The sequence below is a fragment of the Pseudomonas sp. TH41 genome (assembly GCF_016650695.1).
In the GTDB taxonomy this organism is placed as follows: Bacteria; Pseudomonadota; Gammaproteobacteria; order Pseudomonadales; family Pseudomonadaceae; genus Aquipseudomonas.
The window spans coordinates 607447-626931 of sequence record NZ_JAEKFH010000005.1 but is presented as its reverse complement, the minus strand read 5'-3'; the positions used below and the strand labels follow the sequence as shown (position 1 = coordinate 626931).

Genomic DNA, 19485 nt, shown 5'->3' with positions numbered 1-19485 from the left:
TCGCTCTGGCTCAAGGGTGCGACCTTTGGTCACGTTGGTGGAAATCAGCTGACGGTGTAATGACTTGAATCAATTGACTGGTGAAATTATGGACGGTTTTGCGAGTGTCGGCGCTCAATCGGCCCATGGATTGATAAGGGCGACGCCGCTGGATTGAAAATCGCTAATGTTGCGCGTAACCACCGTAAGGCCATGAACCAGCGCGGTCGCTGCAATCAGGGAGTCGGCTTCGTTGACTCGGTCCGGAACATGCAAACCGGCACAGCGCAGCGCCACGGCGGCATCGATCGGAAGAATTCTGCCATCGAAAGCCGGCATGACGTGGCGCTTCAGCCAGGTACGCAAGACCTTCCCCTGCGCGGGGTCGCGACGCTCTATGCGCAGGACACCTGTTTCCAGTTCCTTCAGGGTAATGGCCGATATAAACATTCGTGGCGCGATGACACCTTGGGCCCAGGCGACAACGTTGGCGTCCGCCTGGGGTTTGCGCAGTTCAGAAATGACGTTGGTGTCGAGTAGGAACATCAGGACAGGTCCACGGGTCGATGAGTGATCACGGCACGCTCGGTTTCGAACTCGATGTCTGCCGCTTCCGGCATCACCAACAGGTCGACAATGCTGGTGTTGGTGCCAGTCAGTTTTTGGTATTCCTCAATGCTTAGCAGTACGTGAGCGGGTTTGCCACGGTCGGTGATGATAACCGGCCCCTGACGCGTGGCTTTTTTGGCACTGCTTGTGTCCTGATTGAATTCGCGGCTGGAAATAGTAGTGATGGCCATCATGGGTGATCCTCCTGAAATGGCTTGTGTAGAAACGTTACTACTTTGCTTGTGAGTCAACAACCTCAAAGGCAGGAAAGGGCCGGCCGTTCGTCGCGTCATGAATGGAAATAGGGTCCAGAGGGGAATAGTGTTTGTTAGTTATTATAAATGAGTCAGAAATATATTAACTTAAATGGTTGTTGTTTTATGTTTGTGATTTTTCATCTTCAGGCATAAGTTGTTCTGGTATGCAGTTATCAAATGGTTGTATATCTATCTAATATGAACGGAAATGGAATTCTATGAGCGTTGTAAAAGGTTTAAGGCTACTTGCGTGTATGTGGGGCCTGTCACTGGCATCTCTAGCGCATTCAAATGAAGGTACGCCACAGCATATGGTCTTCGCTTCTGATCCGCAGTACCCGTGGACGGAAAAGACAGACAGTGGTGAACAAGAGTCAGACGCAAATTTTGAAAGGCGCGCCAAATGGCTGGTAGAGGCCCAGTTCGCGAGTATTGCGGATTTCAGAAACAAAATGGGCGGTCAGGCACAAGTGCCGCTGATGATTAACGGAGACATTACCGCGTTCGGTCATGGCTGGCAGCGCTCGTACATCAATTCGACGCTTAATAAACACTTCAATAAGGACTACTTGTACGGTTTGGGTAATCACGACTATCAGAACAGCGTTGATGACTGTTTTAGTAATAGTTGTGCGGCGGGCAGTATTGTCGAATATCAAGAGCATCATGCCGGTAAAGTTGATGAGTTCGATTTAAAGGTCACTGGCGGTTTTCTGAATAAGTTGTATTCGGGCAGTCTCGCCTATTCCAAAAATATAGGAGAGGTTCATCTGGTTCAGCTTAACAATGAGCCTACTTATGAGGCCCATATTTCCCACCCCCTGAACCCTACGACTTTTAACATTACCCATGCGCTGGATTGGCTTGAGAAGGACTTGTCGGTCGCCCGGACTCAGGGGTACGCGATCATCATCAACATGCATAAACCCTTTGATTGGCAGGGCGACTCGAATCAGGAAAGTCGTTTTCGGGATATGGTCTCGAAATATCAGGTGACGGCCATATTCGCCGGTCATCTTCATGAAAGTGGCGGTTCTATGTTGTACATGGGCGGCGTGCCCGCTTTCCTCAGCGGCAGTGCCTCCCAGGAGACCTACTTGATTGCCAGTTTTTCCAACGATCGCAAACAGCTGCAGGTCAATCTGGTCGAAAACAACCAGTGGCAAAAGCGCGAGCTGGTAGCGACAGTGCCGGTAAAATCGATTTGGGCCAGTCGCCCATGAAAAAGGCCCCGCCAGATCACTGGCGGGGCCTTTTTGTGTTGCCTCAAGCGTTTGACTTACTGGGCGTCCGCCACCGGAGCCTTGTCACCGTGAGACAGGCTGTAGACGTAAGCGGCCAGCAGGTGAACCTTGTCGTTGCCTTGCAGCTGTTCTTGCGCAGGCATCTGGCCCTGGCGGCCGTAACGGATGGTCTGCTGCAATTGAGCGAAGCTCGAACCGTAGATGAACGCTGCCGGGTGAGTCAGGTTAGGTGCGCCCATGGCTGGGGTACCTTTGCCTTCCGGCCCGTGGCACGCCACGCAGTTGGCAGCGAACAGTTTCTGGCCGGCAACCGGGTCAGCCTTGGTGCCTTCCGGCAGCTTACGGCCATCGAGGTTGGTCAGCACGAACGAGGCAACGTCCGCAACGCCTTGCTCGCCGATCACTTCAGCCCACGCAGGCATCACCGCGTGGCGACCGCCCATGATGGTGGTCTTGATGGTTGCCGGTTCGCCGCCCCAGCGCCAGTCGGCGTCGGTCAGGTTAGGGAAACCATACGCGCCTTTGGCGTCGGAGCCGTGGCAGACCGAGCAGTTGGAGGCGAACAGGCGGCCACCCATCTTCAGGGCTTGCGGGTCCTTGGCGACGTCTTCGATCGGCATGGAAGCGAACTTGGCGAAGATCGGGCCGAACTTGGCGTCCGACTTGGCCATTTCCTTTTCCCACTCGTGAACGCCGGTCCAGCCGGTCTGGCCGTTGGCGAACGCGGTCTGCTTGTCGTTATCAAGGTAGTTGTAACCCGGCAGCAGGCCTTTCCAGTTGCCCAGGCCCGGGTACAGGACCAGATAGCCCAGCGCGAAGATGATGGTGCCCACGAACAGCATGAACCACCATTTCGGCAGTGGGTTGTCGTACTCCTCGATCCCGTCGAAGGAGTGGCCAACCGTTTCCTCGGTGGCTTCGCTGCGCTGGCCCTTGCGGGTAGACAGCAGCAGCCAGGTCAGGGCGAAGATGGTGCCGAGACTGAGGACTGTGACGTACAGACTCCAGAACGTAGTCATTCTTTGTTACTCCTAGAAGCTTGCTCGACGTGCTTGATGGCTTCGGGATCATCCGCGAAAGGCAGCAAGGTCGCGTCTTCAAACTCCGACTTGCGCTTGGGGCTGAACACCCACAGCGCCAGTCCGATGAAGGCCACCATCACAACAACGGTGCCCAGGCCACGAATCATCCCGATATCCATCTAAATCACCGTTTGCTTTTGATGATGGTGCCCAGGCCTTGCAGATAGGCCACCAGCGCGTCCATTTCGGTTTTGCCCTTCACAGCATCCTTGGCGCCGGCGATGTCTTCGTCGGTGTAAGGGACGCCGAGCGTGCGCAAGACTTCCATTTTCTTGGCGGTGTCTTTGCCGTCGAGCTTGTTTTCCACGAGGAACGGATAGGCCGGCATTTTCGACTCAGGCACAACGTTGCGCGGGTTGTACAAATGCGCACGATGCCAGTCATCGGAGTAACGACCGCCGACACGGGCCAGGTCCGGACCGGTACGCTTGGAGCCCCACAGGAACGGGTGGTCCCAGACGCTTTCACCGGCAACCGAATAGTGGCCATAACGTTCGGTTTCAGCACGGAACGGGCGGATCATCTGCGAGTGGCAGCCGACACAACCGTTAGCGATAAAGACGTCACGGCCTTCCAGTTCAAGGGCAGGGCGAGGCTTCATGCCTTCGACCGGCTTGTTGGTGACGTCCTGGAAAAACAGCGGAACGATCTGGGTCAGGCCGCCGATGCTGACGGCGATGACCATGAAGAAGGCCAGCAGGCCAATATTCTTCTCGACTGTTTCATGCTTCATCAGTGAGCTCCAACTACAGCAATCTGAGCGGCGGCTTCAGCTTCAGCCGGGTTCGAGGCGCGTACGGTACGGAACACGTTGTACGCCATGAACAGCATGCCGCTGGCAAAGAACGCACCGCCCAGGGCACGAACAATGAAACCGGGGTGGCTGGCTTGCAGCGCTTCGACGAAGGAGTAGGTGAGGGTGCCGTCATCGTTGATTGCACGCCACATCAGACCTTGGGTGATGCCGTTGACCCACATCGAAGCGATGTAGAGCACGGTACCGATGGTCGCGAGCCAGAAGTGAGCGTTGATCAGGCCGGTGCTGTGCATGGCCGGGCGACCGAAGATTTTCGGGATCATGTGGTAGATGGCGCCGATCGAGATCATCGCAACCCAGCCCAAAGCACCGGCGTGAACGTGGCCGATGGTCCAGTCAGTGTAGTGAGACAGCGAGTTGACGGTCTTGATGGCCATCATCGGGCCTTCGAAGGTCGACATGCCGTAGAACGCCAGGGAGACGACCAAAAAGCGCAGGATCGGGTCGGTGCGCAGCTTATGCCAGGCGCCCGACAGGGTCATCATGCCGTTGATCATGCCGCCCCAGCTTGGCGCCAGCAGGATGATCGACATCGCCATGCCCAGGGACTGAGCCCAGTCCGGCAGGGCGGTGTAGTGCAAGTGGTGCGGACCTGCCCAGATGTACAGCGTGATCAGTGCCCAGAAGTGCACGATCGACAGACGATAGGAGTAGATCGGACGCTCGGCCTGCTTCGGAACGAAGTAGTACATCATCCCCAGGAAGCCGGTGGTCAGGAAGAAACCGACTGCGTTGTGGCCGTACCACCACTGGATCATTGCGTCAGTCGCACCGGCGTAAGCCGAGTAGGACTTGAACAGGCTGACCGGCAGCGACATGTGGTTGACGATGTGCAGCATGGCCGTCACGACGATGAAGGCACCGTAGAACCAGTTACCGACATAGATGTGCTTGGTCTTGCGCTTGACGATGGTTCCGAAGAACACCGCACCGTAGGTGACCCAGACGATAGCCAGCAGAATAGCCAGAGGCCATTCCAGTTCCGCGTATTCCTTGGTGGTGGTGTAACCCAGCGGCAAGGTAACGATTGCGCCGACAATTACAGCCTGCCATCCCCAGAAGTGGAAGGCGGCCATGCTGTCGGAAATCAGTCGCGTTTGGCAGGTTCGCTGCACGACGTAATAAGAAGTGGCAAACAGAGCACAACCACCGAAGGCGAAAATCACCAGGTTGGTGTGCAACGGGCGTAAGCGTCCAAAAGTCGTCCACGGCAGACCGAAGTTCAATTCCGGCCATACAAGCTGTGAGGCGATGAAGACACCAAGCCCCATGCCAAGGATCCCCCAGACCACCGTCATGATGGCGAACTGGCGGACTACCTTATAGTTATAAGCAGTCGGACTGATTGCTGTGCTCATTCTAAGGTTCCACGGTTTGGGTGTTTTATTAGGAGTAAAAATCGGCCGCAAGTATGGAGAAAGCAGGGGGTCATTGCAACGCGCCATGACCTGTATCAATGCTTTCAAAAGCTGATTCTGCGGCCTTTCCATGCGCCGCGTAAGGACAAAATTGCCCACGGGCAAAATGTCGCCGCGGACGAAAAAGGGGGTGGGTTCAGATCAGATGTAACGGGGTGTGTTGAAACGCAACGATCGGGTGACGGACGGCAATTGGCACGACAGCCGGTATCTACCAGCCTTTGCGGTCTGTCATCGAACAGATTCGTCGAACACATCGGGTCAGGTCGACCTGGAACCGGCCCACTGCCAGTCCGCATCGGGAGAAGCTTAGACCCGAATCTGGTGAACCGAAAGGAGGACCAACGGAGGGTGCGACAATGAGTCGCAAAGGGGCAGGGAACTGCCGCATTCCGCAGAATGCGGCAGCAGAGCGGTCAAGACTTATTCGCTTATGTCTTTAGCCTGCAACCGTTCGGTATTCAACCCGTGAGACAGGCTGTAAACGTAGGCGGCCAGCAGTTGCACCTTGTCGTTGCCGAGCAGTTCGTTCTGCGCCGGCATATGGCCCTGGCGGCCATGACGGATGGTTTGTTGCAGTTGCGCCAGGCTTGTACCGTAAATAAAACCGGCCGGGTGCGTCAGATTCGGCGCACCCATGGCTTCAGTGCCGTGGCCGTTTGCCCCATGACAGGCTACGCAAGTGGTGCTGAACACTTGCTGTCCAGCGATCAGGTCGGCGCTGCTGTCCGCCGGTAATGGCAGGCCGGCCAGGTCATGACGCACATAGGCCGCGACATTCTTCACGCCAGCGTCACCGAGGATTTCACCCCAGGCCGGCATCGCCGCCATGCGACCGCCCATGATGGTGGTCTTGATCATCTCGGCATCACCGCCCCAGCGCCAATCACTGTCCACCAGGTTCGGGAAGCCGAAAGCACCTTTGGCATCCGAGCCGTGGCAGACCGAGCAGTTGGAGGCAAACAGGCGACCGCCCATTTTCAGCGCCTGCGGATCCCCGGCCACTTCTTCCAGCGGCATCGCGGCGAATTTAGCGAAGATCGGCCCGAACTTCGCGTCCGCCTTGTCCATCTCCTTTTCCCATTCATGGACGCCGGTCCAGCCGTCCTCATAGCCCGGCAGGATGCCTTTCCAGTTGCCCAGTCCCGGATAAAGAATCAGATAACCCACGGCAAACACCAACGTACCGGCGAACAGCACGAACCACCACTGTGGCAGCGGATTGTCGTACTCCTCGATGCCGTCGAAGCTGTGGCCCATGGTCTGGTCGACGCTGCCCTTGGTTTCGCCCTTGCGGGTGCCGATGAGCAGCCAGGTCAGGCCGATCAGGCTGCCAAGGGTCAGTACGCAGATCCACGTACTCCAGAAGGTGGTCATGGCCGGGTACTCCGTGTGGTTGCAGGTGCTTGGATGCGGTCGGGTTGTGGCTCATCGGCGAACGGCAGCAGGCGTGCTTCGGCGAATTCCGAACTGCGCTTGCCGCTAAACACCCACAACGCGAGGCCGACGAAGGCCACGAACACCACGACCGTGCCAAGGCCGCGGATCATTCCACTGCTCATTTCAAAGAACATGGCTCACCTCTTGCTCTTGATGGCAGTGCCGAGCACTTGCAGGTAGGCGACCAGTGCGTCCATTTCGGTCTTGCCCTTGAGCGAGTCCGTTGCTCCGGCGATGTCGTCGTCGGTGTACGGCACGCCGAGGGTACGCATGGCGCGAATCTTGGTTTCGGTGTGGCTGCTGTCGAGTTGATTGGCCACCAGCCAGGGGTAGCCGGGCATCTTCGATTCCGGCACGACGTTGCGCGGGTTGTACAAGTGCGCGCGGTGCCAGTCTTCCGAGTAGCGACCGCCGACCCGGGCCAGGTCCGGTCCGGTACGCTTCGAGCCCCACAGGAACGGGTGATCCCAAACGCTTTCACCGGCCACCGAGTAGTGCCCGTAACGTTCGGTCTCGGCGCGAAAAGGCCGGATCATCTGCGAATGACAGCCGACGCAGCCTTCGCGGATGTAAATGTCGCGACCTTCCAGCTGCAGCGCGGTGTAGGGCTTCATGCCTTCCACCGGTTTGTTGGTCACGTCCTGGAAGAACAGCGGGACGATCTGGGTCAGACCACCAATGCTCACGGCCAACACCATCAGCAACAGCAACAGGCCGACGTTTTTCTCGATTGTTTCGTGTTTCATGGCGGACTCCTCAGGCCATCTGCGCGGCAGCGGTGACTTCGGCAGGCTGCGAGGCCCGCACGGTACGCCAGGTGTTGTAGGCCATCAGCAACATGCCGCTGAAGAAGATCGCACCGCCCACCAGTCGCACGACGTAGCCTGGATGGCTGGCCACCAGGGTTTCGACGAAGGAGTAGGTCAGCGTGCCGTCTTCGTTGACAGCGCGCCACATGAGGCCTTGGGCGATGCCGTTGACCCACATCGAAGCGATGTAGAGCACGGTGCCGATGGTGGCGAGCCAGAAGTGCGCGTTGATCAGGCCGATGCTGTGCATCTGCGCACGGCCGAAGATTTTCGGGATCATGTGGTACAGCGCGCCGATGGAGATCATCGCCACCCAGCCGAGGGCGCCGGCGTGTACATGGCCGATGGTCCAGTCGGTGTAGTGGGAGAGGGCGTTGACGGTTTTAATCGCCATCATCGGCCCTTCGAAGGTCGACATGCCGTAGAACGCCAGCGATACAACGAGGAAGCGCAGGATCGGGTCGCTGCGCAACTTATGCCAGGCGCCCGAGAGCGTCATCATCCCGTTGATCATCCCGCCCCAACTGGGCGCCAACAGGATCAGCGACATCACCATGCCCAGCGACTGGGCCCAGTCCGGCAGTGCGGTGTAGTGCAAGTGGTGCGGACCGGCCCAGATGTACAAGGTGATCAGGGCCCAGAAGTGCACGATCGACAGGCGATAGGAATACACCGGGCGCTCGGCCTGTTTCGGCACGAAGTAGTACATCATCCCGAGGAAGCCAGCGGTCAGGAAGAAGCCCACCGCGTTGTGGCCGTACCACCACTGAACCATGGCGTCAGTCGCGCCACCGTACAGCGAGTAGGACTTGGTCAGGCTGACCGGGATTTCCAGGTTGTTGACGATATGCAGAATCGCCACGGTGATGATGAACGCACCGAAGAACCAGTTGCCGACGTAGATGTGCTTGGTCTTGCGCTTGGCCAGTGTGCCGAAGAACACGATGGCGTAGGCGACCCAGACGATGGTGATCAGGATGTCGATCGGCCATTCAAGCTCGGCGTATTCCTTGGAGCTGGTGTAGCCCAGCGGCAGGCTGATGGCTGCCAGGACAATCACAAGCTGCCAGCCCCAGAAGCAGAACTGGGCGATTTTCGGTGCAAACAGTTGGGTCTGGCAGGTGCGTTGCACCGAATAAAAAGAACTGGCGAACAGGGCGCAGCCGCCGAAAGCGAAAATCACCGCGTTGGTGTGCAATGGGCGCAGACGCCCGAAACTGGTCCACGGCAAATTGAAGTTGAGTTCGGGCCAGACCAACTGGGCTGCGAGAAAAACCCCGAGCCCCATGCCGACGATGCCCCACACCACCGTCATAATGGCGAATTGGCGGACCACCTTGTAGTTGTAGGCGGTACTGATAGAAGTGTTCATGGTTCCCCATCCACGGTTCAGCCGAAGTGAAGGCGTTTGCGCAAGGCAATGACGCTCCCTTCGCCTGGAGTTATAGGCAGACTAAAAGCGAGGCAAGCATGGACAAAGAGCACAAGGCCAGTATTGACGGGGATCAATGGGCGCAGTGCCTGCGGGATCATGGATGGCTGTGGAATGCCGCTGTCGCGCCGGCATCGGCGACGTTGATCCTCGCTCATGGCGCGGGTGCGCCCATGGACAGCGGCTGGATGAACGACATGTCTGCACGCCTTGCCGATCAAGGCGTCAACGTACTGCGCTTCGAGTTTCCCTACATGGCGCAACGACGTGTCGATGGTGGTAAACGTCCACCGAATCCGGCCCCGAAATTGTTGGAGTGCTGGCGTGAGGTGTACGCCGTGGTGCGACGCCATGTCACTGGGCGTCTGGCCATCGGCGGCAAGTCCATGGGCGGGCGGATGGCCAGTTTGCTCGCGGATGAATTGGGCGCTGATGCGCTGGTGTGCCTGGGGTATCCGTTTTATGCGGTGGGCAAACCGGAGAAACCGCGGGTGGAGCATTTGGCTGCGCTTAAGACGCCGACATTGATCGTGCAGGGAGAGCGGGATGCGCTGGGTAATCGTGAGGCAGTCGAGGGGTATGCGTTATCGCCGAGCATCGAGGTGTTTTGGCTGGCGGCGGGGGATCACGATTTGAAACCGTTGAAGGCGTCCGGGTTTACCCATGAGCAGCATCTGGCGGCTGCGGCGGGCAAGGTGGCGTTATTCCTTCGGTGATTTCTGCGGTGCTGCGCAAGGCCTCATCGCGAGCAAGCTCGCTCCCACAGTGGAATGTGGTGATGCACAAAACCCTGCGGGAGCGAGCTTGCTCGCGATGGACTTAAGAACGCCGCGTTTACCTTGGTAAAACGCGCTTTCGTTAACGACCATCGTCGGAACGCCGCCCGGACCAAGCTCGCTCCTACAGGTTTTTTTGAGCTAGCGGTTAAACCGCTCCACCAACGAATACTGGGTATTCGCGGTTTTGGTCAGTTCCTCACTCAACAGCGCCGAATGTTGAGCCTGTTCCGAGGTCTGGTCCGCCAGTTGCGAGATGTTGCTGATGTTACGGCTAATCTCTTCGGCCACGGCGCTTTGCTCTTCGGTCGCTGCAGCGATCTGGGTGGTCATGTCGGTAATGTTGGCCACCGCTTCACTGATCCCCACCAGCGCCTGATCCGCTTCCAGTACTCGCGCCACCCCTTCTTCAGCCTGACGATGCCCGGCTTCCATGGTTTGCACCGCCGTGTTGGCGGTTTGCTGGAGCTTGGCGATCAGGGTGTGAATCTGCCCGGTGGATTCACTGGTGCGTTGCGCCAGTTGACGGACTTCATCGGCGACCACCGCAAAACCACGACCCATCTCGCCGGCACGCGCAGCTTCGATAGCCGCGTTCAACGCCAGCAGGTTGGTCTGGTCGGCGATGCCTTTGATCACATCGACCACACCGCCGATTTCGTCGCTGTCCTTGGCCAGTTGCGTCACGGTCAGACCGGTTTCACCGACCACCACCGACAGGCGCTGGATCGCTTCACGGGTTTCACCCGCGATGTCGCGGCCGCGACCGGTCAGGCGATTGGCTTCCTGAGTTGCGTCGGCGGTGCGCTGCACATGGCTGGCGACTTCCTGCGTGGTGGCGGCCATCTGATTGACGGCAGTGGCCACTTGCTCGGTTTCGACGCGCTGGCGTTCCAGTCCGGTGGAGCTGTTGTGCGCCAGGGTGTCGGACTGTCTCGCTTGCTCGGTCAGGTGCTCGGCGGTGTCCTGCAGACGGGTCAGGCAGGTTCTCAGGCGTGCTTCCTGGCTGAGGATCGACAGTTCCAGACGTGCCTGAGCACCGCGGCTGTCGGTGTACATCTGCGCGATCAACGGGTCGGACGTGGTCTGCTCGGCCAGACGCAGCAAACGCTTGAGGCCACGCTGCTGCCAGCTCAGGCCCAGCAAGCCCAGCGGCACCGAAAGACCGGCGGCAAGGGCGAACCCCCAGTGGGAGTTGAGGGTTGCGCCGATCATGAAGCTCAACTGGCTGACCAGAATGAACGGCAGCCAGTCCTGAAGCACCGGCAGCCATTTATCGGTGGAAGGAACCGCTGACTTACCCTGGTTGATCCGTTGGTAGAGCGCTTCGGCACGCTGGATCTGTTCGGCGGTGGGTTTGATCCGCACCGACTCATAACCAATGACCTGTTTGCCATCGAACACCGGCGTCACATAGGCGTTCACCCAATAGTGATCACCGCTTTTGCAGCGATTCTTGACGATGCCCATCCATGGCAAGCCTTGTTTCAGCGTGTCCCACATGTGCGCGAACACCGCGGATGGAACGTCAGGATGACGAACCAGGTTATGCGGCGCGCGGATCAGCTCCTCACGAGAAAACCCGCTGATCTCGACGAAAGCATCGTTGCAGTAGGTGATCACGCCCTTGGCGTCGGTGGTGGAAATCAACCGTTGCTGAGCCGGGAAAGTCCGTTCGCGTTGTGTAATAGGCTGGTTGTTACGCATGGCATTTTCAATCCGTGAGGCTTTCAGAAGTTGTCGGCTGCGCCGCGAATTTATTGAATTCTTTTTTATTAATCGGACGTGTGTCGCAAATTTTCTGCATGGCGCTGATAGGGCCGCCCCTCCCAACGGGCGAGCTATTCAGGTTTCCCTCAGGGGCCTGGGCGCGTATGATTCGCCGTTATTTTTTGTAGGACGCTGGCTGAGTACGAGCAGGATTTAGCGACGCGACCTTTTATAAGGTGTCGCCGGTTACCCAGCATTTAAATTAATGGAAGTTGATTGTTGCCCAACCTTTGGAAAAAGGTTGGGCATGAAAAGGGTTCGTAGCAATGCGTAAAAAAGTTGCAATCATAGGGACGTCGTTCCGTTTTCCAGGCTCTACTTCTGCAACTTTTTGGCCGCACCTGTTAGATCGGCAGAGCTTCATCACCGAAGCAGATTTTTCGCGCTGGTCCAAAGACGAGTTCCTGCACCCGGACAAGGCCAACCCGGCGACGTCCTATACCTTCGCGTCTGGCTCGCTGGGCGATATCTCCACCTTCGACGCAGGCTTTTTCAATATTTCCCCGCGAGAAGCCGCGATCATGGATCCTCAGCAACGCCTGTTGCTGGAGCTCGGCTGGGAAGTGTTCGAGAACGCCGGGGTCAAGCCCTCGAGCCTGCGCGGCAGCGATTGCGGCGTTTACCTGGGCATTGCCAGCGTCGATTACAGCTACCGGTTGGCCCATGACCTGTCGGCGATCGAAGCGGCCACCGCCACGGGCAACACCTTCAGCATTGCAGCCAACCGGCTCTCTTATTTTTACGACCTGCAAGGTCCGAGCATGGCCATCGACACGGCGTGCTCGTCTTCTCTGATTGCGTTTCACCAGGCGTGCCAGGCGATTCAGAACGGTGATATCGAACAGGCGCTGGCCGGCGGTATCAGCCTGCACCTTCACCCGTTCGGCTTCCTGATTTTTTCCAAGGCGTCGATGCTCTCGCGCACAGGCCAATGCCATGTTTTCGATGAATCCGCCGACGGTTATGTCCGGTCCGAAGGGGCGGGCCTGTTCTATCTGAAGGATTACGACAAGGCCGTCGCGGACGGCAATCAGATCCTGGCGGTTGTAGCCGGCACTGCGGCGAACACCGATGGCCGCAAGTCGAGTCTGACCGTGCCGAGTGCCGAAGCGCAAAGCGCGCTGATGACGCAGGCGTACGCCACGGCCGGCATCGACGCCACGCAGATCGATTACCTTGAGGCGCACGGCACCGGCACACCGGTCGGCGATCCGATTGAAAGCCGCGCCATTGGCGAAGCGCTCGGCCAGAAACGCCCGGCCGACCAGCCGCTGCTGATCGGCTCGATCAAAAGCAACATCGGCCACCTTGAAGCCGCGTCCGGCGTTGCCGGTTTGATGAAGGCGCTTTTCTGCGTGATTGAACGCCAGGTGCCGGCCACCATCGGCATCACTAAGCTCAACCCGAACATCCCGTTCGCCGACCTCAACTTGCAGGTCGTCACCGAAACCCAGGCACTCAAGCCCACTGGCAAACTGGTGGTCGGGGTCAATTCGTTCGGTTTCGGCGGTGCAAACGCGCACGTTATTCTGGAAAGCCCGCCGCAGGCCGATGAGGCGCCAGCCTCGACCGATCACCCGGTGCCGCTGATTGTGTCGGCCAAGGACCACGCTGGCCTGGCCGCTCAGTCGGAGCAGTTCGCCCAGTTTTTGTCCGGGTCCGCCGAGGCAAGCCTTTACGACGTTGCCTATCAGTCACTGGTGCGTCGCGACATTCACCCCCAGCGTGTCGTGGTGTTTGGCGCCGATGCTCAACAGAGTGCTCAGGCACTGCTCGATTTCGCGACCGATCCCGGGGTGCCAAGCCTGTCGGCGGTGCTCGAAAGCGGTCTGGCGCTGGAGCAACCGAAAGGCCCGGTGTTCGTTTATTCCGGCAATGGCTCGCAGTGGCAAGGCATGGGCAAGTCGTTGCTTGCCGACCCAGTTTTCCACAGTGCCGTGGCTGAGGTGGACGCCATTTTCGAACCGCTGGCGGGTTACTCGCTGCGGGCGGAACTGGCCGGCGACAATGGCAAAGACCGCTATCAACTGACCGAGATTGCTCAACCGGCACTGTTTGCGTTGCAGGTCGGTATCACGCGGATGCTGGCTGCAAAAGGTGTTCTGCCGATGGCCGTCACTGGGCACAGCGTGGGTGAAGTCGCCGCCGCCTGGGCTTGTAATGCCCTGACCCTCAAGGATGCCACGCGGGTTATTTACCACCGCAGTCGTTTGCAAGGATTGACCAAAGGCAGCGGGCAAATGTCGGCGGTCGGTCTTTCCGGCGAAGACACCGCCAGCCTGCTGCAAACGCTCAACCTGCACCACGACCTGGTGGTCGCCGGTGAGAACAGCTTCAAGGGCGCTACAGTCGCCGGTCCGCAAGCCGCACTGGACGTTCTGGAACAGGCGCTGACCGAGCGACAGGTCTTCGTTCGGCGTCTAGGCCTCGACTACGCGTTCCATTCGCCGGCCATGGACGTGATCCGTGATGCGCTGATCGACGTGTTGAGCGATGTGGCGCCAGGGCCATCGCGCATTCCGATGTATTCGACCGTGACGGGCGACGAGCTGGCCGGTGAACGCCTGGACGCCGAGTACTGGTGGCAAAACATCCGCTTGCCAGTGCTGTTCCAGTCCGCCACCGAAAAACTCGCCGAGCAGGGCTATAACGTTTTCGTGGAAGTGGGTCCGCATCCGATTCTGCGTTCGTACGTGGCCGACGCGCACAACCGTCAGGAACGGCAAGCCGTCGTGATCGCGACGGATCTGCGTGGCGAAGAAACCCCGCAACTGATCGATCGCACCGTGGCGAAAGTCTTGATCGCCGGCGTGGACATTCAGCACCAGCGTCTATTTCCGCGCACCGGTCGATTCGTGCAGTTGCCGAATTACGCCTGGCAACGCGAGCGTCATTGGCACCCGGAGACACCCGAGTCTTCCGGTCGCCTTCAGCGCGAGCGGGTTCACCCGTTGTTGGGCTACGCGCTGCCCGGGCATGAACTGACCTGGGACAATCGCCTGGACACCCAGCTGTTCCCGTCGCTGGGCGACCACATGGTCGGCGACGCCGTGTTGTTCCCAGGCGCCGGTTTCACCGAAGTTGCGCTGGCCGCTGCATTGAAGTATCAGCCGGGCGAGTACGTGGAAATCGAAGAGCTGGAAATCCACAGCCCGTTGTTGTTGCACGCCGATTCCTCGAAGAAGGTCCGAGTGGTGGTCGACAGCACCGACGGTGCGTTGTCCATCGTTTCGCGTAGCACGGCCCAGACCGAACCGTGGGTTCAACATGTGAGCGCCAGATTTCCCGGCGAAGCCCGCGGTGGTTTGCTCGCCGGCACCGCGCCGGCCTTGCCGAACCGCGCACCGGACTTCACCTCGGCGGATCATCTGGCGCTGACCCGTGCGATTGGTCTCAATTACGGCCCGGCCTATCAGGCGGTAACAGACGGCTGGATTGACGACAATCAAGTGTTGGCTCGACTGACCGTTCCGGACCTGATCGAGGCGGAGCTCACGAGCCTGCATGTGCACCCGGCATTACTCGACAGTGCTTTCCAGTTGATCACCCAACTGCTTGGCAGCGACGCCAAGAGCCGTAAGGGCCTGGCGTTCATACCGGTCAAATTCGGCCGTATCTCGTTCGCAACGGGCAGCCTGCCGCCGTGTCTGGCACAGCTGCGGCTGGTGCGTCGTTCGGAACATTCGCTGTTGGCGGACTTCACGCTGTACGACGCCGAAGGCCGTGCGGTCATCTGCATCAAGGACGCGCGTTTCCGGGGTGTGCGCCTGCACAAGGATCGCAGCGGCGACCTGAAACTGGTGGACTTCGTCGGGATTGCCAAACCCTATCCCGTCGCTGGCCCTCGTTCTCCGATGAGGGGCTCGCTGCTGGGCGCGACCTTGCAGCAACAGATTGCCGCGATTGCGGACGATCCGGCGCTGACCCGTTATGCCAATGAAATCGATCCGCTGCTCGACAACCTGTGCGGCAGTTTCCTCTGGGAAGCCATCGAGCAACTGGGTGGTGAACTCTCGCGGCAGCAGCGTTCGAGCTGGGGCCCGGAGGCGCATGCGCTGTCGGGTTACCTCGATCATTTGCTGGCGCTGGCGGTGGAAGAGGGCAGCCTGCTCCTGACCGCTGAAGGCAACTGGCAAGCGGCCGATCAAGGCGAGCGAGCGAGCGCGCAAGACATTTGGCAGGAACTGTTCCGCAGCTATCCCGAACACTTCCAGATCATCCATTCGGTCGGCCGTATCGGCGTGCATCTGCTGGTGTTGTTGAGCGGGCAAGTGAGCATCGCGCAACTGCTGCCACGGGAAACCTCTGCGGCGCAATTGACTCGCCAGGTACTCAGTGTTGCCGGCTATCACGCCTTGCTCGGCAGCGTGCGCGCGCACATCGCCGAATGCCTGAGCGTGCTGCCTGACGGCCAGCGTTTGCGTATTGTTGAGCTGGGTTTTGACGGTGTGCCACTGGCCGCTGACCTCGCTGCGACGCTGGACTTCGACCGCATTGACTATCAGTACTGCGCTGAAAGCATTGATCAGGTGTCGATGCTTCAGGCGGACTTTGCCCAGTTGCAAATCATGACCCTGGCCGATTTCGCGCAATTGCCGAAGGTGCCGGGCAATGACTTCGATCTGGTGCTGGTCACCACGGACCTGGCGCCGCTGGAAGCGGTCAGCCTAGGCCTGCAACACGTAGCCACACGCCTTTGCGCCGACGGTGAACTGCTGTTGTTGGCGCAACACCCCGCGCGTTGGGCGGACTTTATCTTCGGCGCGCAAGCGTCCTGGTGGCTGGCCGGGCACGGACAGCAACGGTTGTCGGTGCAACAGCGTCCAGGTTTCTGGCAGCAGGAATTGCAGCGTCATGGCCTCAACGTGTCCGAGCCGTTGGAGCTGATCCCTCACACGGCTTGCGGCAGCTACCTGTTGGTGGCGGCTGCGCACACACCGAAGACCCTTGAAGTTGAGGCTGAACCGGCGCGCCAGAACTGGTTGCTGGTGGCCAGCGAACAGGGCGCGGACGCGCCATTTGCCCGCGCCTTGGCTTCGCTCTTGCGCGAGCAGGGTCAGGACGTTGCGCTGCTGGCCCCGGATTCTGCCACCGGGTTGGCGGATCAATTGCGTCTCACCGGTGCCACACCGCACCACGTGGTGATGCTGGCCGGCCTGTTCGCCACGCAAGGGCTGGATGCTCAGGCAGACCGTTGCATGCTGGCCGCCGCGATCACTCAGGCGTGTGAGGTGGTGGGCATTGCGCCGGATTGCTGGCTGCTGACCTCTGGCGCCGCCGTTCATTTGCTGCCCGTTGGCGCTCGAACCAAAAGCACCGTGCAAGGGCTGGCTGATGCAGCCCTGTGGGGCTTCGGTCGAACCCTGGCCAACGAGGCGGTCGGGTGCCGCGTGCGCTTGCTCGACCTGGCCACCGACTGCGGTGTCGAAGCACTGCTGCCAGCGCTGTTGCAGGCCGATGATGAAACCGAACTGGCGATCAGCGCCGCGGGTGATCGCTACGTTGCCCGTTTGCGCATCCAGCCCAATGACGTGCCGGGTGATACGCTCCAGCATGCACCCACCCAGATCAAGCTGGGCTTCGATTTGCCAGGTCAGCTGCGCAATTTGCGCTGGGAAAGCCGAGCCCCGCTGATGCCGGCCGGCGATGAATTGGACATCGAAGTCCAGGCCACCGGTTTGAATTTCCGGGACGTCATGTATGCCTTGGGTCTGCTCTCCGATGACGCCATTGAAAACGGCTTTTCCGGCCCAACCCTGGGCTTTGAATTCGCCGGTGTGGTGCGCGGTAAAGGCGCGGTGGTCGAGGGGGATTTTCAGCCGGGCGACCGCGTTGTCGGGTTCGGCCCGTCGAGCTTCGCCAACCGTCTGGTGACCAATGCCAACGCCGTCGCGCGCATTCCTGAGGGCATGTCGTTCGAAGCGGCGGCAACTATTCCGAGCACGTTCTTTACCGTCTATTACGCGGTGCATTACCTGGCGCGGCTTGAGCCTGGCGAGAAGATCCTGATCCACGGCGCGGCCGGTGGTGTCGGCATCGCCGCCATCCAGATCGCCAAATGGTGTGGGGCCGAAATTTACGCCACGGCCGGCAGCGACGAGAAGCGGGACTTCCTGCGCCTGCTCGGCGTCCAGCACGTGTTTGATTCCCGTTCGCTGGCGTATGCCGACGACATTCTGGCGATCACTGATGGCCGGGGTGTGGACGTGGTGCTCAACTCGCTGGCGGGCGAGGCGATCAACCGCAACCTGCGAGTGCTCAAACCGTTCGGGCGTTTCCTTGAGCTCGGCAAGCGCGATTTCTATCAGAACACCAAGATTGGCCTGCGACCGTTCCGCAACAACATCAGCTACTTCGGCATTGATGCCGATCAGCTGATGAGCGAGCGTCCACTGCTGACCCGCCGGTTGTTCAGCGAAATGATGGGTCTGTTCCAGGACGGCTTCCTGACGCCGCTGCCGTACCGCGTCTTCGATGCCAATGAAGTCGTCGAAGCCTTCCGCTACATGCAGCAGGCGCGGCAGATCGGCAAAATCGTCGTCACCTATCGCACGCCGATTCAACAGGTCTTCAGTGCACCGGTGGCTCAGCCGCCAGCGTTGCAGCTGTCGGCCGATGGCGCTTATCTGGTCACTGGCGGTCTCAGCGGATTTGGCCTGCGCACCGCGCAATGGCTGGTGGAAAAAGGCGCGCGTCATCTGGTGTTGCTGGGTCGCCGTGGCGCCGCCACCGAAGAAGCGCAGCCAATGCTGGCGGTCTGGCGCGAGCAGGGTATCGAGGTTCAAGCGCTGGCGTGCGATATCACCGACGCCGCGCAATTGAAGTCGGTCATGGCGCGTATCGAAGCCAGTGCCCACCCGTTGCGCGGTGTCGTGCACGCGGCCACGGTGTTCGACGACGGGCTGATTCGCAACCTGACCCCACAACACGTGCAACGGGTACTAGAGCCCAAAGCCAAGGGCGCGCAATACCTGCACGAAATGACCGCGCACCTGGCGCTGGACTTCTTCGTGCTGTTTTCCTCGGCAACCACGTTGTTCGGCAACCCGGGTCAAGCCAACTACGTAGCGGCCAACCATTGGCTCGAAGCCCTGGCCCGCCATCGCCTGGCGCTCGGTCTGCCTGCGACCAGCGTGCTGTGGGGCGCCATTGACGATGCGGGTTTCCTCGCGCGTAACGAGGGCATCAAAGACGCCCTGCAAAGTCGAATGGGCGGCTCGGCGCTGCTCTCGCAAGTGGCGCTGGACACCCTCGAACGACTGCTCCTGCAACAGCGTTCCGGGCTCGGCGTGCTGGAGCTCGACTGGAAAGCGCTGTCGCGTTTCCTGCCGGCGGCGAACACGCCGAAGTTCAGTGAACTGGCCCGTCTCAATGGCGGTGAACAGGGCGAGGAAAGCGACGTCGACGACATTCAGCGTTTGCTGGTCGAGCTGAATGAACAGGAACTGACGGAGCTGTTCGGTGAAATGCTCAAACAGGAAATCAGCGAAATCCTGCGCTTGCCGGCCAACAAACTCGAGATCAACCGTCCGCTGCAGGAGTTGGGGCTGGACTCGTTGATGAGTGTCGAGTTGGTGGTCGCAGTCGAGGAGCGTTTCGGGATTCGCCTGCCGGTGATGGAACTGAGCGAAACCTCCAGCATCGCCAAATTGACCGGACGGATTCTCGAACTGCTGCGTGGCAACCCAGAGCACGCCGAGTTGCAGGACCACGTCGATACGCTGCAATCGCGGGCGGCCGATGCGCTGTCGCGTCACGGCGCGGAGCTGTCCCGGGAGGATATTGCGCAATTGAGCGATGGCCTCAATGGCCAGGATTCCAACCTCACTCGTTTGATTAACTGATTCGGACT

At 59.5% G+C, this 19485-nt stretch carries 14 protein-coding genes; 3 read left to right on the top strand and 11 right to left on the bottom strand.

Annotation, left to right across the window (positions count from 1 at the left end):
* Positions 1-114: 114 nt before the first annotated feature.
* Together JFU37_RS21340 and JFU37_RS21335 are read right to left on the bottom strand one after the other, a co-directional pair.
* Positions 115-525, bottom strand: coding sequence for a type II toxin-antitoxin system VapC family toxin (locus tag JFU37_RS21340; protein ID WP_201118336.1), 411 nt, complete (start codon positions 523-525; stop codon positions 115-117).
* Positions 525-779, bottom strand: coding sequence for a type II toxin-antitoxin system Phd/YefM family antitoxin (locus JFU37_RS21335; RefSeq protein WP_201119494.1), 255 nt, complete (start codon positions 777-779; stop codon positions 525-527). The genes JFU37_RS21340 and JFU37_RS21335 overlap by 1 nt, the downstream gene beginning before the upstream one ends.
* Positions 780-1063: 284 nt before the next feature.
* On the opposite strand from JFU37_RS21335, the gene JFU37_RS21330 reads away from it, so the two are divergent.
* Positions 1064-2068, top strand: coding sequence for a metallophosphoesterase family protein (locus JFU37_RS21330; RefSeq protein WP_201118334.1), 1005 nt, complete (start codon positions 1064-1066; stop codon positions 2066-2068).
* Between the two features lie 56 nt (positions 2069-2124).
* On the opposite strand, the gene ccoP (JFU37_RS21325) is transcribed toward JFU37_RS21330, so the two are convergent.
* From ccoP (JFU37_RS21325) to ccoN (JFU37_RS21290), 8 genes are all read right to left on the bottom strand, one after another.
* Positions 2125-3108, bottom strand: coding sequence for a cytochrome-c oxidase, cbb3-type subunit III (gene ccoP, locus JFU37_RS21325; protein ID WP_201118332.1), 984 nt, complete (start codon positions 3106-3108; stop codon positions 2125-2127).
* A complete protein-coding gene (locus tag JFU37_RS21320; RefSeq protein ID WP_003175465.1) occupies positions 3105-3290 on the bottom strand; it encodes a CcoQ/FixQ family Cbb3-type cytochrome c oxidase assembly chaperone in 186 nt (61 codons plus the stop codon). The genes ccoP (JFU37_RS21325) and JFU37_RS21320 overlap by 4 nt, the downstream gene beginning before the upstream one ends.
* Positions 3291-3295: 5 nt before the next feature.
* Positions 3296-3904: a cytochrome-c oxidase, cbb3-type subunit II gene (gene ccoO, locus JFU37_RS21315; protein ID WP_201118330.1), complete on the bottom strand. Its 609-nt coding sequence runs from the start codon at positions 3902-3904 to the stop codon at positions 3296-3298.
* Positions 3904-5346 carry a cytochrome-c oxidase, cbb3-type subunit I gene (ccoN, locus tag JFU37_RS21310; RefSeq protein WP_201118328.1) on the bottom strand — a complete coding sequence of 481 codons (1443 nt, stop codon included), beginning with the start codon at positions 5344-5346 and terminating at the stop codon, positions 3904-3906. The genes ccoO (JFU37_RS21315) and ccoN (JFU37_RS21310) overlap by 1 nt, the downstream gene beginning before the upstream one ends.
* Before the next feature lie 483 nt (positions 5347-5829).
* On the bottom strand, positions 5830-6783 hold the full coding sequence (ccoP, locus tag JFU37_RS21305) for a cytochrome-c oxidase, cbb3-type subunit III (RefSeq protein ID WP_201118326.1): 954 nt from the start codon (positions 6781-6783) through the stop codon (positions 5830-5832).
* The gene (locus JFU37_RS21300; protein WP_201118315.1) at positions 6780-6980 is read right to left on the bottom strand and encodes a cbb3-type cytochrome oxidase subunit 3; all 201 of its coding nucleotides are present in this window, start codon (positions 6978-6980) and stop codon (positions 6780-6782) included. The genes ccoP (JFU37_RS21305) and JFU37_RS21300 overlap by 4 nt, the downstream gene beginning before the upstream one ends.
* A 3-nt stretch (positions 6981-6983) precedes the next feature.
* The gene (ccoO, locus tag JFU37_RS21295; RefSeq protein WP_201118313.1) at positions 6984-7592 is read right to left on the bottom strand and encodes a cytochrome-c oxidase, cbb3-type subunit II; all 609 of its coding nucleotides are present in this window, start codon (positions 7590-7592) and stop codon (positions 6984-6986) included.
* A gap of 10 nt (positions 7593-7602) precedes the next feature.
* A complete protein-coding gene (gene ccoN, locus JFU37_RS21290) occupies positions 7603-9027 on the bottom strand; it encodes a cytochrome-c oxidase, cbb3-type subunit I (RefSeq protein ID WP_201118301.1) in 1425 nt (474 codons plus the stop codon).
* Positions 9028-9125: 98 nt separating this feature from the next.
* Between ccoN (JFU37_RS21290) and JFU37_RS21285 the strand changes: the two genes are divergently transcribed.
* A complete protein-coding gene (locus JFU37_RS21285; RefSeq protein WP_242485790.1) occupies positions 9126-9803 on the top strand; it encodes an alpha/beta family hydrolase in 678 nt (225 codons plus the stop codon).
* 201 nt (positions 9804-10004) lie between these two features.
* On the opposite strand, the gene JFU37_RS21280 is transcribed toward JFU37_RS21285, so the two are convergent.
* Positions 10005-11570 (bottom strand): methyl-accepting chemotaxis protein, encoded by a 1566-nt coding sequence (locus JFU37_RS21280; RefSeq protein WP_201118300.1) that lies wholly within the window; start codon positions 11568-11570, stop codon positions 10005-10007.
* A 329-nt stretch (positions 11571-11899) separates the two neighbouring features.
* Between JFU37_RS21280 and JFU37_RS21275 the strand changes: the two genes are divergently transcribed.
* Positions 11900-19477 (top strand): type I polyketide synthase, encoded by a 7578-nt coding sequence (locus JFU37_RS21275; RefSeq protein ID WP_201118298.1) that lies wholly within the window; start codon positions 11900-11902, stop codon positions 19475-19477.
* Positions 19478-19485: the final 8 nt, after the last annotated feature.